At 65.1% G+C, this 16095-nt stretch carries 20 protein-coding genes; 10 read left to right on the plus strand and 10 right to left on the minus strand.

The annotated features are described in order from the left end of the window. Positions 1–298 precede the first annotated feature (298 nt). Together ACIQUG_RS06775 and ACIQUG_RS06780 are read left to right on the plus strand one after the other, a co-directional pair. Positions 299–973 carry a MerR family transcriptional regulator gene (locus ACIQUG_RS06775; protein ID WP_112985256.1) on the plus strand — a complete coding sequence of 225 codons (675 nt, stop codon included), beginning with the start codon at positions 299–301 and terminating at the stop codon, positions 971–973. Positions 974–1226: 253 nt separating this feature from the next. Next, a complete protein-coding gene (locus tag ACIQUG_RS06780; protein WP_402318884.1) occupies positions 1227–1901 on the plus strand; it encodes a hypothetical protein in 675 nt (224 codons plus the stop codon). A gap of 4 nt (positions 1902–1905) precedes the next feature. On the opposite strand, the gene ACIQUG_RS06785 is transcribed toward ACIQUG_RS06780, so the two are convergent. From ACIQUG_RS06785 to ACIQUG_RS06795, 3 genes are read right to left on the minus strand one after another with little or no spacing between them, the layout of a single operon-like run. Beyond that, entirely contained in the window at positions 1906–2175 is a 270-nt protein-coding gene (locus tag ACIQUG_RS06785) for a hypothetical protein (protein WP_402318887.1), read from the minus strand. Between the two features lie 55 nt (positions 2176–2230). Next, positions 2231–2602: a VOC family protein gene (locus ACIQUG_RS06790; protein WP_402318890.1), complete on the minus strand. Its 372-nt coding sequence runs from the start codon at positions 2600–2602 to the stop codon at positions 2231–2233. Between the two features lie 47 nt (positions 2603–2649). Further along, positions 2650–3777, minus strand: coding sequence for an ATP-dependent RecD-like DNA helicase (locus ACIQUG_RS06795; protein ID WP_043624159.1), 1128 nt, complete (start codon positions 3775–3777; stop codon positions 2650–2652). Positions 3778–4179: 402 nt separating this feature from the next. Between ACIQUG_RS06795 and ACIQUG_RS06800 the strand changes: the two genes are divergently transcribed. After that, positions 4180–5268, plus strand: a complete 1089-nt coding sequence (locus tag ACIQUG_RS06800; RefSeq protein WP_402318894.1) for an AbrB family transcriptional regulator — start codon at positions 4180–4182, stop codon at positions 5266–5268. A 46-nt stretch (positions 5269–5314) separates the two neighbouring features. After that, positions 5315–5737 (plus strand): hypothetical protein, encoded by a 423-nt coding sequence (locus ACIQUG_RS06805; RefSeq protein WP_402318896.1) that lies wholly within the window; start codon positions 5315–5317, stop codon positions 5735–5737. 38 nt (positions 5738–5775) lie between these two features. Here ACIQUG_RS06805 and ACIQUG_RS06810 read toward each other — a convergent pair whose 3' ends face one another. Beyond that, positions 5776–6666: a LysR family transcriptional regulator gene (locus ACIQUG_RS06810; RefSeq protein ID WP_402318899.1), complete on the minus strand. Its 891-nt coding sequence runs from the start codon at positions 6664–6666 to the stop codon at positions 5776–5778. 98 nt (positions 6667–6764) lie between these two features. Between ACIQUG_RS06810 and ACIQUG_RS06815 the strand changes: the two genes are divergently transcribed. From ACIQUG_RS06815 to ACIQUG_RS06830, 4 genes are all read left to right on the plus strand, one after another. Then, positions 6765–7748, plus strand: coding sequence for a quinone oxidoreductase family protein (locus ACIQUG_RS06815; RefSeq protein ID WP_402318902.1), 984 nt, complete (start codon positions 6765–6767; stop codon positions 7746–7748). A gap of 256 nt (positions 7749–8004) precedes the next feature. Next, positions 8005–8382 (plus strand): lipoprotein, encoded by a 378-nt coding sequence (locus ACIQUG_RS06820; RefSeq protein ID WP_043624149.1) that lies wholly within the window; start codon positions 8005–8007, stop codon positions 8380–8382. Further along, entirely contained in the window at positions 8366–8917 is a 552-nt protein-coding gene (locus tag ACIQUG_RS06825) for an RNA polymerase sigma factor (protein ID WP_402318904.1), read from the plus strand. Before ACIQUG_RS06820 ends, ACIQUG_RS06825 begins: the two co-directional genes overlap by 17 nt. Then, complete coding sequence (locus ACIQUG_RS06830; RefSeq protein WP_402318907.1) at positions 8914–9747, plus strand: anti-sigma factor family protein; 834 nt, start codon at positions 8914–8916, stop codon at positions 9745–9747. The genes ACIQUG_RS06825 and ACIQUG_RS06830 overlap by 4 nt, the downstream gene beginning before the upstream one ends. A gap of 141 nt (positions 9748–9888) precedes the next feature. On the opposite strand, the gene ACIQUG_RS06835 is transcribed toward ACIQUG_RS06830, so the two are convergent. Beyond that, positions 9889–10524 carry a TetR family transcriptional regulator gene (locus ACIQUG_RS06835; RefSeq protein ID WP_402320602.1) on the minus strand — a complete coding sequence of 212 codons (636 nt, stop codon included), beginning with the start codon at positions 10522–10524 and terminating at the stop codon, positions 9889–9891. Between the two features lie 91 nt (positions 10525–10615). Between ACIQUG_RS06835 and ACIQUG_RS06840 the strand changes: the two genes are divergently transcribed. Together ACIQUG_RS06840 and ACIQUG_RS06845 are read left to right on the plus strand one after the other, a co-directional pair. Further along, on the plus strand, positions 10616–11269 hold the full coding sequence (locus ACIQUG_RS06840) for an O-methyltransferase (RefSeq protein WP_402318909.1): 654 nt from the start codon (positions 10616–10618) through the stop codon (positions 11267–11269). 54 nt (positions 11270–11323) lie between these two features. Next, positions 11324–12214, plus strand: coding sequence for an SDR family oxidoreductase (locus ACIQUG_RS06845; protein ID WP_402318912.1), 891 nt, complete (start codon positions 11324–11326; stop codon positions 12212–12214). A 230-nt stretch (positions 12215–12444) separates the two neighbouring features. Here the strand turns inward: ACIQUG_RS06845 and ACIQUG_RS06850 are convergent, their stop codons facing one another. The 5 genes from ACIQUG_RS06850 to ACIQUG_RS06870 all read right to left on the minus strand — a co-directional run bounded on the left by ACIQUG_RS06850 (position 12445) and on the right by ACIQUG_RS06870 (position 16019). Then, positions 12445–12834, minus strand: a complete 390-nt coding sequence (locus ACIQUG_RS06850; protein ID WP_402318914.1) for a nitrile hydratase accessory protein — start codon at positions 12832–12834, stop codon at positions 12445–12447. Next, on the minus strand, positions 12803–13462 hold the full coding sequence (gene nthB, locus ACIQUG_RS06855; protein ID WP_402318917.1) for a nitrile hydratase subunit beta: 660 nt from the start codon (positions 13460–13462) through the stop codon (positions 12803–12805). Before nthB ends, ACIQUG_RS06850 begins: the two co-directional genes overlap by 32 nt. Further along, complete coding sequence (nthA, locus tag ACIQUG_RS06860; RefSeq protein ID WP_402318920.1) at positions 13459–14103, minus strand: nitrile hydratase subunit alpha; 645 nt, start codon at positions 14101–14103, stop codon at positions 13459–13461. Before nthA ends, nthB begins: the two co-directional genes overlap by 4 nt. Before the next feature lie 91 nt (positions 14104–14194). Beyond that, on the minus strand, positions 14195–14788 hold the full coding sequence (locus ACIQUG_RS06865) for a LysE family translocator (protein ID WP_402318923.1): 594 nt from the start codon (positions 14786–14788) through the stop codon (positions 14195–14197). A 319-nt stretch (positions 14789–15107) separates the two neighbouring features. Continuing rightward, entirely contained in the window at positions 15108–16019 is a 912-nt protein-coding gene (locus ACIQUG_RS06870) for a twin-arginine translocation signal domain-containing protein (RefSeq protein ID WP_402318926.1), read from the minus strand. Between the last annotated feature and the right edge of the window lie 76 nt (positions 16020–16095).

The following is a 16095-nucleotide window of genomic DNA, read 5'->3' on the forward strand; positions in this document are numbered from 1 at the left end:
ATTCGCGTATACCGTACACGCATGCGTTGGGAATGGGTGCCTGGGTGCTCGTCAGGCAAGCATCGATGTCCTGAGTAAACCGTGCCTTGCGTGCGGAGGTGCCCCAACCGAGCAGCAGGTATTGTCGTTGACGATCAACGAGTGCCTCACCGCGCGGATCCGTCCGCACCTTTGAGACCCGGCGATCGCCACCGCTTCCGGACGCGGATTGCGCGCACCCCTGGGTCGGTCTCGATTCAGGAAAATGCAGAAACAGCGCGCCGAAAGACGCGCAGGCTGTAGACCGGGGACCTTCGACATGCCGCGAGACCACTGGAAATTCGAGGGCGTGCTGGCCGCGCCCGATCGCGTCGGCTTTCTGCCGGACCTGCCGCTTCCCCACCACGACCCCACCACGCCGCTGGCGATCGCCGACATGGCCGACGCTTTCGGCGTCACCCATCGCACGCTGCATTTCTACGAGGAAAAGGGGCTCCTGACCGCCGCCCGCATGGGGCCGATGCGGGTCTACAACGAAGATCACATTCGCCGCATGGCGGTCATCAATGCCTGCCGCGAGATCGACATGCCGATCTCGACTATCCTGGAACTGCTGACCGGGCTTGCGGGCACCGAGGAACAGGCCGAAGCCGACAAGCTGTTTCGCGACGCCCTGCTTGCCCGAAGGCGCGAACTCGCCGCCCAGCAGGCCAACCTGCGCCGGCAGATGCAGCGCATCACCGAACTGCTCGAAACCACCGACGGAGGCGAAGCCACCGACGAGGACGGCCATGTCCACCTCTCACCGATCGAAAGCGAATGCCTGACCTTCATGGCCGACGGTTATCCAGCTGCGCGCATCGCCGGGCTAATGGACATGGACGTGGCGGCAGCACTCACCCTCGAGGCCGGCATCATCCGCAAGTTCGGCGCCAACAACCGCTTCCAGGCGATCGCCAAGGCGGTGCTTTCAGGCATGATCTCGGCGGAATAGCGCGAACACGGCCGCTGCCCCCGATGCCTTGCCGTCAGCATCCTCGTGCGTCACCGGGACGAGGTAGAGCTGCTCTTCGCGTCGGTCGCGGAGCTTTCCCGCAGCCCCTTCGCGCGGGCCTGCCACCGTAAGGCGCGCCGAACAGTTTACCCGTCCGCGCGGCACAATTCACTTGAACGAGAGACATTGCGGTGTCGTCATCACCATGCGCGTGTTACGAGGGCGCCTGAACAAATACGGATGAGAGACCCCGATGCTTCCCTGGATAGAGCTGGACCGCGCAACCATCCCCGGCGACGGCGACGAGCTGCGCCTGAAGCAGCGCGGGCAGGAATTCTCGATCATGCTCGGCTCGAACGAGCTGATGAACAGCCGGTTGAGTGGCTCGGAGGAAGCGCTGGCGACGCTCGCCCATGAGCGCATCGCCGGCCGGAGAAACCTGAGCATGCTGATCGGCGGCCTTGGCATGGGCTTTACCCTGCGCGCGGCCCTCGGCGTGCTGCCGGACGATGCCCGCGTGACCGTCGCCGAACTGGTTCCAGCTGTCGTCGACTGGGCGCGCGGCCCGATGGCGGAGCTGCACAAAGGCACGCTCGACGATCCCCGCGTCGACATCCATGTCGGCGATGTCGGCGCTCTGATCCGCTCGAAGAAGGCGGCCTATGACGCCATCCTGCTCGATGTCGACAATGGCCCCGACGGCCTGACGCGCCCTTCCAACGACGGCCTCTACAGCCACACCGGCCTTCGCGCCGCGCAAGCCGCCCTTCGGCCCGGCGGCGTGCTCTCCGTCTGGTCGTCGGCACCTGACAGCGCCTTCACCCGCCGCCTGCGCGAAGTCGGCTTTGCCACCGACGAGGTGAACGTGCGCGCCAACGGCAAACGCGGCGGCGCCCGCCACATGATTTGGATGGCGACGAAGCGGTAGTTAGTCACAGGGGCGCGCGCTTCAACAGAGCGACGCACTCTGCAATCTGATCGACAATTTCCTCGTCGCCGGTGATCGAAAGACCGATATAGGTTTCCGCTTCGATGGTGGCGTCCCGACCGGCGATCGTTGCGACGACCCTGTCCCATTCCTGCGAGCCGGCGACCGTCCAGTTCTGACTTGCAATCACCGCGCCGCGCTGCCGCATGGCATCCATGACTGCATTTCGCAGGTCCTGATCGTATTCTGGTCCCAGGATTACGGTTTTCGTCACTGCACCAACTCGGAGATTGAGAAAGAGGTGCCGGCCGTTGCAGCGGCGTCGCGGCTCACTCCGACAACCGGACTTTGCGGAACGCGCGGCTCGAGACCGAGATCGGGTTGCCCGATGGATCGACGGCATTGGCGAACGTGTAGCCGTCGGCCCGATGAATGGTCCCGAACACCAGCCCTTTTTTCGCGCGGCCTTGGCAAAAAGCCTCGACGTCGGCCACGTCGAAGACCAGCTTGACGGTCGACTGCCCCTTGCGCTGCCCTTTCGCCGCCGGATGGATCATCAGATTGGCACCACCCTCGGCCGAGACCAGTTCGACGATACGGTCGCCCGCTTCGCGCGATGCCTGAAAGCCGAAGTGATTTTCGTAGAAGCGAACCGTCGCCTCGACATCCTGCGCGTAAAGGATGATCCTTTTGATCGGCAACGAGGTCCCTTCCCCCAGGTCGCGCCCGCCTCGACCAGCAAGATCGCTCAGCGAACGATCGTCAGCCGCTCCGCCGCGCGGGTGATGGCAGTGTAAAGCCAGCGCTCGCGCGTATCGCGGAAGGCCCAGCTTTCGTCGAAGAGCACGACATTGTTCCACTGCGAGCCCTGCGCCTTGTGCACCGTCAGCGCATAGCCGTAGTCGAACTCGTCGTAGCGCTTGCGCGTCGTCCAGGGAATCTCGCCCTCAACATCCTCGAAGGCCGCCTTCAACAGCTTGATCTTGGCGGCACCGCGATCCATGTCGTCGTCTTCAGGCCGGATCATCAGGTTGATGCCAGGCTTCACCGTCTCCTTCGACGAGCTCATCACCTGCCAGAGCGAGCCGTTGAGCAGGCCCTTGGCCGGGTCGTTCCTGAGGCAGACGAGCTTGTCGCCGGATTGCGGGTAGTCGCTGGTGAAGCCCTTCAACTCGCGAAGGCGCTGGTTGTAGCGCCGGCGGGTCTTGTTGGTGCCGACCAGCACCTGGTCAGCTTCGAGCACCAGTTCCTGGTTGACCTGGCCGCGACCGATCACCTGCGTGGTGCCGTAGTCGCCGTGCATGATTTCCTTGCCTTCGCGCACCTGCATCGCCAGCTGGATGATCGGGTTGTCGCGCGCCTGGCGGTGAATGTCCGTCAGCAGGTAATCCGGCTCCTGGTTGGTGAAGAAGCCTCCGCCCGTAACCGGCGGCAGCTGACCGGGATCGCCGAGCACCAGGATCGGCGTGCCGAAGCTCATCAGGTCCTTGCCGAGCGCCTCGTCCACCATCGAGCATTCGTCGACGATGATCAGCGCCGCCTTGGCGACCGGGCTCTGGCGGTTGATCGCAAACATCGGCGCGATCGAGGTCTTGCCGGTCTCCTCGTCGGAAACCTCCTCTTCACCGCGCGGCCGGTAGATCAGCGAGTGAATCGTCTTGGCGTTGCTCGCCCCCTTGGAGCGCAGCACCTGCGCGGCCTTGCCGGTAAAGGCGGCAAACAGCACGTCGCCATCGACATGCTCGGCAAAGTGCCGGGCCAGCGTCGTCTTGCCGGTACCGGCATAGCCGAACAGCCGGAAGAGCGGCGAGCGGCCCTCTTTCAGCCATTGCGAAACGGCCTTCAGGGCCTCGTCCTGTTGCGGTGCGAATTGCATGAGGCTGAGTGTCAGGATTCGGGCCGCACACGCAAGCCCGGAATTGCTGCCCTGCCGGAGGGCGAGGAGCCGCCAGCTTCGCAAGCTTCACCGCCGCGCGCGAAATTACCCCGTAAAATCAAGGTCGCGCCTCGTCATCGCGCCTGGCAACAGGGCTTTCGGCCGGCGGAATTTGTTCACGTTTTTTTCTCATTTCGCCGCCTGCCCGCATGGCGTTTGTATTCCCCTCTGTCGATCCTGTGGCACTTTCTTGCTCTGCCCCTTGAATGCAACGCCGCATTGTTGTTAACGAGCGTGACGTGATGGCGCCCGCGTTCCTGCTGGCGAAGACCATCGCTCTAAGCCCGTCAAGGCCGGCCCGATGGCCGTTCCCGCCTTTCCGGGTCATGCCGGAGAGTGCCCGTGAAAACCGACAAGCCAGCTGCGCCGCCCACCCCGGACAAGGTCGGCATCGGTCGGCTCACGCCCTGGCTGCAATGGAGCCTGCTGCTGGCGGTCTCCATCGTCCTTGCCTCGTTTTTCGAATTCATCGGCCTTCCCGCCGGGCTGCTCATGGGCCCCATGCTGGCCGCCGTGCTCGTCGGCATGAATGGCGGCACCATCCGGTTGCCGCGCCAGCTGTTCTTCTGCGTGCAGTTCATCCTGGCGATGATGATTGCCGGCGCCATGACGCCCGGCATGCTCGTCACCTTCTCCGGCAACTGGCCGCTGTTTCTCGCCGTCATTCTCTCGGTCATCGCCGTCAGCACGCTCTGCGGCTGGGTGATCACCCGCATGCGCATCCTGCCGGGTACGACGGCGATCTGGGGCTCGTCGGCCGGTGCTGCGTCGACCATGCTCTTGATGGCCGATGCCTATGGCGCCGATGCGCGCCTCGTTGCCTTCATGCAGTATCTGCGCGTGATCTTCGTCGCCAGCACCGCGACCGTGGTTGCCCATATGTGGGTCACCGGCGCCGAAGTCGAGCAGACCACCCATTGGTTCGCACCGATCGATGGCCTGCTCTTCCTCGAGACCATCGCCGTCGGGCTGGGCGCAGCGCTCGCCGGCCGCTTCCTGCGCGTGCCCGCCGGCGCCTTCCTGCTGCCCTTCCTTCTCGGCGCCGTGCTCAACGTCTCGGGCGTCATGACCACCGCGCTGCCGCAATGGCTGCTGGCGATCTGTTTTGCCATGCTCGGCTGGAACATCGGCCTTGGCTTCACCCGCCAGATCCTCATCCATGCGCGCCGCGCGCTGGTGCCGACGATCATCTCGATCGTCGTGCTGATCTCGTTCTCCGGCCTGCTCGCCCTGCTCCTGATCAAGGTGGTCGGCATCGATCCGCTGACCGCCTATCTCGCCACCAGCCCCGGCGGTCTCGATTCGATCGCCGTCATCGCCGCCTCGAGCAATGTCGACCTCTCCTTCGTCATGGCGCTGCAGACCGCCCGGCTGCTGATCATCACCATGATCGGCCCGACGCTCGCCCGCTTCGTCGCCGACCGGGCTTGACGATGCTGGTCCGGCACGTTTCCAATGCGCTGCCGGGAGGACACAGGTGAAGACGCTCAGAATCTACGGACCTCCGGGAGGCGCGCTTCCCTTCGACCTGCGCGACATCCTGCAACGCCTCGCACCGCGCTCGCTGGGCGCGTCGTGGAAAGTTTCCGCGGTCGACGCAGGCTATCAATGGTTCGATGCCACCGGCCCCGGCGGCGACGTTCTCGAGACTTGGGCCCAGTCCGGCAGCATGGTCGAGGGCCGGCAGCTCGCCGCCGCTGTGCAAGACGTCCACCAGGTCATCTGGGGAGAGTTTGCCGGTTTCCTGCCCGGCGCTCCGGACAGACCCTGGATCGTCATTCGCGCCATCGACAGCACGTTTTACGAAATCACCACCGACGACGAGACGGTTCTGCGACAGGTGGAGACCGGCTTCCAGGGCGTTCGCCGTTCTGATGCCCCTTGGAAACCAGCCGGCTAGCAGCATCGGCCGCTCGCTCACCAAAACGTCCGCGATGCTCAGGCGCTTTCCGCCGATCGCGCAGCGAAGCGCGCCATCACGGTAGCGACCGCCTCCTTGATGAGCCGCACGCGTGGCAGCTCGGCCGATTGTTCATGGACCAGCAGCCAGAGATCCGGGGCCAATGGCGGCACCTGCGGCAACAGTGGCGTGAAGCCTGCCGCTTCGGCCGCGAAGGCCGGAAGCACGGCAAAACCGAGCCCGTTTTTCACCGCCGCCATCTGCGCGCCGAGCGAAGAGAAACGCATCGCTGGCTGCAGGCCGGGGCATAGGGTTTCGAGCCAGGCGACCATGATCAGGTAGCTCAGCTCTTCGCTCCAGCCGACCAGCCGGTGGCGATGGAGGTCGGCAGGAGTGCCCGGCATGCCGTGGCGCGCGATGTAGCCAGGCGTCGCATAAAGGCCGAAGGCGAGCTGCCCCAGCCGGCGCTGTCGATAGTTGCCCTGCTGCGGCCGCACCAGGCGCAGAACAATGTCGGCCTCTTCGCCGGCCAGCCGCACCGGGCGCACGCTCGAATGCATCTCCAGGCGGATGTCCGGATGCTCCAGCAGGAAGCCCGCGAGCCCCGGCATCAACACCTCCTGCCCCAACAGTTCCGGCACGTCGATGCGTACCGGGCCGGCGAGGTCGCTGTCCTTCTCCCGTGCCGTGCGCTCGAAGACCCGCATCTGCGCCTCGGCCCGCTCGGCCGGCGCCAAAAGCGCCTCGCCCGCCGGGGTCAGGTCATAACCGTCGCGGTACGGCCGGAAAAGCCTGACCTGCAACGCCGCCTCCAGCGCCTCGATCCGGCGCGACACCGTCGATGCGCTGACGCTAAGCCTGGCGGAGGCCGCAGTCAGCGAGCGCGCATTGGCAACGGCCAGAAAGAACTTGAGATCGTTCCAGTCCATCTTCGCTTTCCATTTTTGGGAACTGGTATTGCAGAAAGGTTTCTCGACCGAGATCGGAAAATCAAGCAGATTTTGGCAAAATCTGGAGAGAGAGCAGCATGACGATCAATATCGAGACCTTTCGATTTTCCGAATTTGGCGATCCGTCGGCACTCGCCTTCAAGGCTGAGACGCTGGGCGACCCCGGACCCGGCGAAATCCAGATCCGCCATCTCGCCATCGGCGTGAACTATATCGACATCTACCACCGCCGGGGCTCGGCACCCTTGCCCCTGCCGAGCGGGATCGGCGTCGAGGGCGTCGGCGTGATCACCGCGCTTGGCGATGGTGTCGCGGGTTTTTCGCTCGGCCAACGCATCGCCTATGTGGGCGGCCCGCCCGGCGCCTATGCCACCCACCGCAACCTGCCCGCCGCCCGGGCGCTGGCGCTGCCGGAGGAACTGGAGACCCGAGGGGTCGCAGCCCTCGTCTTCAAGGGGTTGACCGTCGAATACCTGATCCGGCGTTGCGTTGCCGTGAAGCCCGGCGACACGGTGCTCTTCCACGCGGCCGCCGGCGGCGTCGGCTCGATTGCCTGCCAGTGGCTGAGCCACATCGGCGCCACGGTCATCGGCACCGTCAGCTCCGCGGAGAAAGCCGAGATCGCCCGGACCAATGGCTGCCATCACGTCATCCTTTACGGCCAAGAGGATTTCCGGGCCCGCGTCGGCGAAATCACCGGCGGCAAGGGTGTCGATGTCGTCTATGATTCCGTCGGGGCCGACACTTTCGCCAGGTCGCTCGACTGCCTGCGCCCGCGCGGCACGCTGGCTTCCTTCGGCGCCTCCTCCGGTCCCGTCCCGCCGCTCCACGTCGCCTCGCTCTCGGCCAAGGGCTCGCTCTATGTCACCCGCCCCTCGATCGCCCATTACACCGCCGACCGAGGCGAGTATGAAGCGGCAGCGCGGGAGCTGTTCGGCGCCATGCAGGCAGGCGTCGTTCGTGCGCCTGCGATCACCACCTATCCGCTTCGCGACGCCCCAAGGGCACAGGAAGACCTGGAGGCCCGGCGGACGACCGGCTCGGTGGTTCTGATACCCTGAGCGGATCGCCGCCAGCTGGTCACCATCCTTGTCACCCTCTCACCGGCTACGCGATGAACGTCGCGTGGCCGGCTGCGTCCTATGGCCCGAGCGGAGACAGGGCCAACCGAAACTTCCGCCCGTTCTCCGGGAATAAATCCTGTGCGTGTCGTGTCTTACGGTTGGATCTGCACCATGCGGCTCCCGCGGAAACGGGACGAGGAGGCTTTTCGCCCGTTTCCGGACAGGAAAACCATCTTGAGGAAGGACAATTGCCATGAGAACGTTTCCACTGACGATCGCCATGCTGCTTGCGGCCAGCGTCACGGCTTTCGCCGCGCCGCCGGTCAAGGAAGTCGAGACCGCCAAGGGCAAGGTGCTGGCCGGAGAAAACGGCATGACGCTCTACACCTACAAGGACGATCATGGCGGCATGTCCATGTGCTACGACGATTGCGCCAAGAACTGGCCGCCATTCATGGCCGAGGCGAGCGCCAAGGCAGATGGCGCCTATACGCTCGTCGAGCGTAAGGACGGCAAGAAGCAGTGGGCCAAGGACGGCATGCCGCTCTACTTCTTCATCAAGGACAAGAAGATGGGTGACATGACCGGCGACGGCATGAAGAAGGGCGAATGGAATGTCGCCAAGCCGTAACGGCGGCAACGAGGATGCGGGGGAACACCCCGCCTCCGACCGGTTCGAAGAGGATGTGCTGGCCCTGGTGCCGGCACTGCGGCGCTATGCCCGCAGCCTGGTGCGCTCGGACCCGGATGGCGAGGACCTGTTGCAGGATTGCGTGGAGAAGGTGCTTGCGCGCCGCGCGCAGTGGCGCGGCGTCAACCTGCGCGCCTGGGCCTTCACCATCATGACCAATCTCGGCCGCAACCGGCACCGCTATGTGGCGATGCACCCGCAGGTGGCGCTGGATGAGGATCTGGGGCTCGAGGCCGAGACCCACGAGAGCGACCCGCTGGAGCGCTCCAGGCTCGAACGGGCGCTGAACGGGCTTTCCACGGAGAACCGCTCGGTGCTGATGCTCGTGGTGATCGAAGGATACCGCTACCAGGACGTGGCCGAGATGATGGTCATACCGATCGGCACCGTGATGTCGCGCCTGTCGCGCGCGCGGCGCCAGCTTGCAGAAGCCATGAAGGACGACAATGTGATCAGCATGCGGAGACCGAAATGACGGAAGGCCACAACACCGTCTCCGAAGACGACCTGCACGCCTATGTCGATGGCGCCCTTGGCCCGCGCGAGCGGTTGCGGATCGAGCAATGGCTCGAGCAGAACCCCGCGCAGGCCGACGAGGTCCGACAATGGCGGGCGCAGGCGGTCGAGTTGCGCGCGCTCTTTGCCGGCTATGCCCGCAGCGACGCCGATGACCGGGCGCTGCTTCTCAGCAACGGCAGCGAACGCCCGCAACAGCACCCCGTCAAGGACACCCGATCGTTTGCCGGCATCGCCCGCGCCATCGCCGCCGGGCTGGCGCTCTTTGTGGCCGGCGGCCTCACCGGCCTCTACGCGCCGTCACTGCTCTCGCCCGAGCAAAGCCCCCGGCTGACGCAGACGGCCGACAGCCTGCCGCGCCAGGCGCAATCGGCCTTCCTGGTCTATGCCAGCGAAGTGCGCCACGCCGTCGAGGTCGGCGCCGACGACCAGACCCATCTCGCCACCTGGCTTGGCAAGCGTCTTGATCATCCGCTCTCGATCCCCGATCTCTCCTCGCTCGGCTTCTCGCTGGTCGGCGGCCGGCTGCTGCCGGTCAACGGCAAGGCGGGCGCGATGTTCATGTACGAGGATGGCACCGGCCGGCGGCTGACGGTGCTGCTCGGCCGCAACGACGACAACCGCGAAACCTCGTTCCGCATCGACGAGAACGATGGCGTCGAGACCTTCTACTGGATCGACGGCCCGCTCGGCTACGCCGTCACCGGCGAGGTGCCGCGCGATCTGCTGCAGCAGGTGGCGGATGAATGCTACCGGCAGTTCGAAAAGAGCGAGGCGACGAAGAGCTGAGGACCAAGCGCGCCAGCTACTCCGGCCCTGTTGGCGAGCCGTATCAGAGTGTTACGGTCGGCTCCGCACACTCGCCTCACCCTACGTGACTCGGGCCCCTCCGCTTAAAATCGCCCGGACGCTTGGGGTTGTCGGCATGGCTCAGGTGCCGACACCTTTCGCCACGAGATAGGCCGAAAACATGTCGGCCATCGCATCCGCATAGGCCTCGATCTCCGCATCGCTGCGCGCCGTTCCCGAAAAATCCTTACCCACCGTGGTCATCGTCGTCATGATCAGGTCGCCGACGCGTTCCCTGATGTCGGCGGGTGCGCTCGGAAGAAGCTCGATCATGAACCGGTCGATGAGCGGGTCGTTGGCCTCCTTGGCTTCCCGCGCTTCGGGCGCATCGCGATAAAGCGGTGCCGCGTCGCCCAGGGCGACCCGAACGGCCGCCTCCTCGCATTCCGAGCGCAGGAAGGCGTGAACCAGGGCTCGCAGCCGATCGAGCGGCGCGCGCGACCCGTCGCTAAGGATCGTCGCCAGCAGCCCCGACGTCTGCCGCCACTCGTCGCTTTGCAGGCGGAACAGGATCGCGCCCTTGTTGGGAAAATACTGGTACAGCGAACCGACGCTGACACCCGCCCGTTCCGCCACGCGAGCGGTGGTAAATCGCTGCGCCCCCTCCTCCTCCAAAACCTGAACAGCAGCCTGGAGAATGGCCCTCACCAGCTCGTTCGAGCGCGCCTGCTTGGGCGCTTTTCGTGAAGAAATACGGACACTTGATCTGTTTGCCATTGGCAGCGCCTGCAATGCGATTAGCGAATGCGACGAATTATTCGTATTTTTCTTCGTGAACGCAAGCCCATCGAAAACGAAGGAACATCCGATGTCCACGCTTACCAGCCAGCCTCTCAAGGGCCTTCTCGACCGCCTGTTCGACGAGGCCGATGCCGCGACCAGCCCCGCAGTCGCGCAACTGCCCGCAGGCGAACGCGAACGATTGCTGCACAGCAAGACCGAATATCTCCAGCTCTACGGGCTCTTGAAGGACCTGTGGTTGCCGGTTTCGCGCGAGACCGGCAACCTCCTCTACATGCTCGCCCGCGCGAGCCGCACCCAAAGGGTCGTCGAGTTCGGAACGTCCTTCGGCATCTCGACGCTCTTTCTGGCAGCGGCGCTGCGCGACAATGGCGGCGGCGAGCTGATCACCAGCGAATTCGAACCGGCGAAGGTGGCGCGGGCCGGACAGAACCTCGCGGCAGCCGGTCTCGACGATCTCGTCGAGATCCGGCAAGGCGATGCGCTTTCGACTTTCGCCGATCTTCCCGATGCGATCGACCTGGTGCTGCTCGACGGGGCAAAACCGATCTACCTCGACGTCTTCAAGCTGATCGAGCCTCGCCTGCGCTCAGGCGCCCTGATCATCGCCGACGATGCCGACAGTTGCCCCGAATATCTCGACTACATCCGCTCGGCCCCCGGCGCCTACCTGTCGACGCCATTTGCCGACGACATCGAAGTGACGATGCGCCTCGCCTGAGCGGCGCCATCGCCTCACGGACCCGCGTGGTCCGCCCAATCAAGGAGAATAGCAATGCATGTATTCGTAACGGGCGCGACCGGCTGGGTCGGGTCGGCCGTGGTCAGGGACCTGATCGCGGCGGGGCACAGGGTGTCCGGCCTGGCGCGCTCCAGCGAAAAGGCCGTGGCGCTCGCCGCAACCGGGGCTTCGGTCGTCGAAGGCAGCCTTCAGTCCGCGGCGATCCTGCAGCGCGCCGCTGGCCAAGCCGATGCCGTCATCCACACGGCCTTCCGGCACGACTTCGTCCACGGCCCGCGCGACCAGGATTTTTCCAGCTTTTTGGAGAGTGCGGCCGAGGATCAGCGCGTCATCGCGCTTCTGGGCGAGGTTCTCGCCGGGTCGGATCGGCCACTTTTGGTGACCTCGGGTCTTGCCGGTCTGCCGCCCGGCGCGACGGAAACCGATCGCCCCAATGCCGCCGTGCCGCGCAAATCCGAAGCTGCCGCCCATGCCCTAACCGAGCGCGGCGTTCGGGCGGCAACGGTCCGGCTCGCGCCTTCCGTTCACGGCATGGGTGACTACGGCTTCATCCCCACCCTCGTGCGCCTGGCGCGCCAGACCGGCGTATCGGCCTACCTGGATGACGGCGCCAATTGCTGGTCGGGCGTCTACCGGGACGATGCCGCACGCGTCTATCGGCTTGCGCTTGAAAGTGGCACGACCGAGAGCGTCTACCACGCCGTGGCGGACGAAAGGATCCCGTTCCGGCAGATCGCCGAGGTCGTCGGCCGACATCTCGGCCTGCCGGTCGAAGCCCGCCCGCGCGCCCATTTCGGCTGGTTTGCCGGCATGGCCGGCGGGAACATGGCCGCGTCCAGCGCCCATACCCGCGCCGTGCTCGGGTGGCGCCCTGCCGGCCCCGGCCTGCTCTCTGACCTGGATCAGCCGGCCTATTACGCTTGATGGTCGCTTCACGTTGCGTGAAGCGCTGGCCCTCATCCGGTCTGCCGACCACCTTCTTCCCGCCCCGTGTGGAGAAGGACACGTGCCGCTGCCGCTCGCACCAGAGTTCGCCTCTATCGCCTCGCGAGTTACGGTCAATTGCAGATGGTGACGCGCGCCGCAGGGCTCGTCCCTTCTCCCCGTGAGCGGAGAGAAGGTTAGGATGAGGGGCAAAACCTCCTATCCAGCGCCTACCTGAGCGGATCGTTCTCTCTGACGATCGGTTGCCCATGCGGCGTTGCTTCGGCCGCGCGTTGCCAGCTCAGCGTCAGGTCGTCCAGTTCGCGGCCGGAAGCGAGCGAAAGCTCGGTGACGAGGCGCGAGAGGGCTGCCACCCAGCAGTCGTAATAGTCGCTGGCATCGGCCTTGCGGCCGGGCTTGTAGAGTTCGGCCGAAAGCGCTTCTGCCCATTCCGGCCAGGAGAACACGCCCTTTTCGTGCAGGCGCACGGTCATGGCGAAGGCGTTTGCCTGCCAGGGCTCGGCAAAGACCGGATCGCCCTCCGGCGATTTCGGCAATTCGGCCGAGGCGACGAGCGGCGATGTCACCTTACACGTGCTCAAGGTAGCTCTCCCACGCATCGATCGACACCGTCAGCGTCGGGTCGGCGCCCTCGCCCCAGATCTCCGCCCCGTCGAAAACGACCGTATAGACCCATTGCGGATTTTCGCCGCGGCCATGGGCGTTGTCGTCAGGAAAGACGAAGGAGCCCTGCACCGCCTCGACCCGTCCGAGCTTGGCGCGAGCATAGCGCGGCAGGCGCGTATGGGTCTCTGGATTGAAGTTCTTCGTCTTCACCCGGTCCCCAACGGCAAAGCGTGGCGCGGCATCGACAGGCCGATCGCACGGGCCGCCCTTGGCCAGCACACCCGCCACCATGTCGGCCTTCAGTACCCGCTTCGGCGCCGCCCCCTGCTCCAGCCTGTGCCCGCCATCGAGCTCGGCCTGGGTCACGAAGCCGTGGCGCTTCAACAGCGTCTCCAGCGCGCGGGTCCAGATCTCGTAATAGCTCGCCGAAAGATAGGTCGCCGGCGGCAGGCTTTCGCGCGCATGCCGGCTTTCATCGATCGTCCACGCGCCGAAGGCGCCACAGGAGAGCGTGACGCCGAGCGCCCGCTTTTCCCATTCGCCGTGAAAATAGGGCTCGTCCTTTTCCGGCGCCACCGGGCCGAGGCCGTGGGCACCGCCGAGATCGTGCGGACCGTTCATCGAAGCGCCTCCGCGGAAAGGGCAAGGCCCGTGCCGATCATCGCGTCGCGCGTGACGAGTCCTGCAAGCTCGTCCTCGCTGAAGCCATCGGTCCCTGCCGGGCGTTCGGGGATCACCAGATATCTGAGTTCCGCGGTCGAATCCCAGACGCGGATGCGCGTCGTCTCCGGCAGGCTCAGGCCGAACTCCTGGAGCACCCCACGCGGATCGATGACGGCGCGCGAACGATAGGGCGGCGCCTTGTACCAGACCGGCGGCAGGCCGAGCACCGACCAGGGGTAACAGGAACAGAGCGTGCAGACGACGAGGTTATGGGTGTCGGTCGTGTTGAACACCGCGCGCATGTGCTCGCCCTGCCGGCCGGTATAGCTGAGACTGGCGATCGCTTCCGTCGCATCGCGCTTCAGCCACGCGGCGAACTCCGGATCGACCCAGGCCTTGGCGACGACGCGCGCACCATTGCGCGGGCCGATCTTCGTCTCATAGGTCTCAACGATCGCATCGATCGCCGCCGGGTCGATCAGCCCCTTCTCCGTCAGCACCGTTTCCAGCGCCTTCACCCGCGCTTCCATGTCGGTGAAATGGTTGTCGTGGTGATGGTCGTGATCGTGGTGATCGTGGCCATGATGGTGTTCGGACATTGCCTGGCTCCTCCGCCGGGAATTCGCTGCCACTTCTACTGCAGAATCGCATCAGCCGAAACTGGATTGCAGCGCAAGGCGATAAGCGCGCTTATTTCAACATCGGCCAGAGGCTGACGACGAGTAGTACCGCCATGGTGATGTTGAACCATTTCAGCCGCGACGGCTCCGACAGCCATTGGCGCAGCGCCGAGCCGAAGCCCGCCCAGGTGGAAACGCTCGGCACGTTGACCAGCGCAAAGACGAGGCCGACGACGAGTACGCTGAAGAGATAGCTGTCGCTGCTGGTATAAGTCGCCATCGCCGACACCGCCATGACCCAGGCCTTGGGGTTGACCCATTGGAAGGCCGCGGCCCCGATGAAGGTCATCGGCTGTGCGCTGGCCTTGCCTTCGGACAGCGAACGCGAGGTGCCGATCTTCCAGGCGATCCAGATGAGATAGGCACCGCCCGCAAATTTCAGCGCGGTATAGACGGCCGGCACGGAATGGAGCAGCGCGCCAAGGCCGAAACCGACGGCGATGAGCAACAGGAAAAAGCCGGCGCCGATGCCCAGCATGTGCGGAATGGTGCGCACGAAACCAAAGTTCACGCCCGACGCGAACAGCATCATGTTGTTCGGCCCCGGCGTGATCGAGGTGGTGAATGCGAACAAAAACAGCGCCAGCAGCGTATCGGCCTGCATGGTTTCCTCCCGGTCAATTGGGTCAGCATAGCTGTCCTAATAACCGGCACCAGCCGCGAACTTGTCATGGTGACAATTGCTGGTGGTGGCCCGGCACATCGGGCGACGGCTGTTGTTGCGGCCCGCCTGTTCGGCGCACCGCGCGACCGCCGGATATCGCCGATCATCCGGTTGCCCCCCCAATTGGCCCGGGCTCCTCAGCTCCAACGACCAGCGCTCATATCCGCGTCAGGCGGACGCGGATATGAGCGGCTTTACGCAAGGGACATGCTGCAGCAGGCGGCAAAGCCAGCCTGCCCGACCAGGCCGAGCACCCGGCTCAGCCCCACTTCATCTCGCCCTTGGCGACCTTGGCGCCGAGTTCGAGCGTGGAGACGCCGGGCAGATCCGGATAGCGCTTGGTCATCGCCGCGATCAGTTCGCCGCTGTCCTTGGCGGCGGCGGCCGCCTCGTTGAAGGCTGCGAGATAATCGCGGGTGAAGCGAATGGCCTCGACGCCCTCCGGCCCGCCCGCGCTCTTGTGCGCCGGCACGACGACCACGGGCTTGCGCGCTGCCATGGCGTCGAGCGCCTCGATCCATTTCTGTCGCCCTTCCACCGTCGCCTCGTCGGCCACCCAGACATGCGAACCGGAATAGACGAGCACGCCGCCGAAGATCGCCTGCAGGTCCGGTACGAAAAGGTAGCGCCGGTCCTTCATCCCTTCGATCGTGACGATCTCGATCGTGCTGCCTTCGAGCGTCAGGGCGGTGCGATCGTCGGCCGTCGGCATCACCACATCGGCGAGCGTCTGCGGACCATTGTCCTTCAACTGCGGTCCCCAGGTCTCGAGCTTGCCCTGAACATTGGCCTTAATCGCCTCGACGGTCGCCGAAGCGGCGATGACCTTCGCATCCGGAAAGGCTTCGACGATCGGCTTGAGGCTGAAATAGAAATCCGGATCGTTGCAGCTGACATAGATCGTCGTCAGCCGCTTGGCCGTTGCCTTGATCGCCTCGGCCACCGCCCGGCCGTCGGAAAATGTAAAGCCGCCATCGATCAGGATCGCTTCGCTCTTGCCGGTCAAGAGCACCGGCGTGCGATTGAAGCCGGCATCGTCCGCCTGGAAATAGCGCCATTCGAGCTTCGAGGCAGCCCTGGCAAAGCTGCTGCCAATGGGCTGAATGAGGATGGCGGCGCCGGCCGCCGCCACCGTCTTGAGTGCGGTCCGCCGGGTCAACTGGATCTGCATGGGGGCTCCTTGGGCTTTTGTCTTGCCTGGCAGGATGACGGCAAGGGCGCTCTTGAAAAAGCCCGACCGTCCGAAC

The sequence above is a fragment of the Ensifer sp. NPDC090286 genome, from assembly GCF_044769565.1.
GTDB lineage: Bacteria > Pseudomonadota > Alphaproteobacteria > Rhizobiales > Rhizobiaceae > Ensifer.

Coding starts and splice junctions, on each gene's coding strand:
- ACIQUG_RS06775 (WP_112985256.1), top strand. CDS start 299: ATGCCGCGAGACCACTGGAAATTCGAGGGCGTGCTGGCCGCGCCCGAT.
- ACIQUG_RS06780 (WP_402318884.1), top strand. CDS start 1,227: ATGCTTCCCTGGATAGAGCTGGACCGCGCAACCATCCCCGGCGACGGC.
- ACIQUG_RS06795 (WP_043624159.1), bottom strand. CDS start 3,777: ATGCAATTCGCACCGCAACAGGACGAGGCCCTGAAGGCCGTTTCGCAA.
- ACIQUG_RS06810 (WP_402318899.1), bottom strand. CDS start 6,666: ATGGACTGGAACGATCTCAAGTTCTTTCTGGCCGTTGCCAATGCGCGC.
- ACIQUG_RS06815 (WP_402318902.1), top strand. CDS start 6,765: ATGACGATCAATATCGAGACCTTTCGATTTTCCGAATTTGGCGATCCG.
- ACIQUG_RS06820 (WP_043624149.1), top strand. CDS start 8,005: ATGAGAACGTTTCCACTGACGATCGCCATGCTGCTTGCGGCCAGCGTC.
- ACIQUG_RS06825 (WP_402318904.1), top strand. CDS start 8,366: ATGTCGCCAAGCCGTAACGGCGGCAACGAGGATGCGGGGGAACACCCC.
- ACIQUG_RS06830 (WP_402318907.1), top strand. CDS start 8,914: ATGACGGAAGGCCACAACACCGTCTCCGAAGACGACCTGCACGCCTAT.
- ACIQUG_RS06835 (WP_402320602.1), bottom strand. CDS start 10,524: ATGGCAAACAGATCAAGTGTCCGTATTTCTTCACGAAAAGCGCCCAAG.
- ACIQUG_RS06840 (WP_402318909.1), top strand. CDS start 10,616: ATGTCCACGCTTACCAGCCAGCCTCTCAAGGGCCTTCTCGACCGCCTG.
- ACIQUG_RS06845 (WP_402318912.1), top strand. CDS start 11,324: ATGCATGTATTCGTAACGGGCGCGACCGGCTGGGTCGGGTCGGCCGTG.
- ACIQUG_RS06850 (WP_402318914.1), bottom strand. CDS start 12,834: ATGCGTGGGAGAGCTACCTTGAGCACGTGTAAGGTGACATCGCCGCTC.
- nthB (WP_402318917.1), bottom strand. CDS start 13,462: ATGAACGGTCCGCACGATCTCGGCGGTGCCCACGGCCTCGGCCCGGTG.
- nthA (WP_402318920.1), bottom strand. CDS start 14,103: ATGTCCGAACACCATCATGGCCACGATCACCACGATCACGACCATCAC.
- ACIQUG_RS06865 (WP_402318923.1), bottom strand. CDS start 14,788: ATGCAGGCCGATACGCTGCTGGCGCTGTTTTTGTTCGCATTCACCACC.
- ACIQUG_RS06870 (WP_402318926.1), bottom strand. CDS start 16,019: ATGCAGATCCAGTTGACCCGGCGGACCGCACTCAAGACGGTGGCGGCG.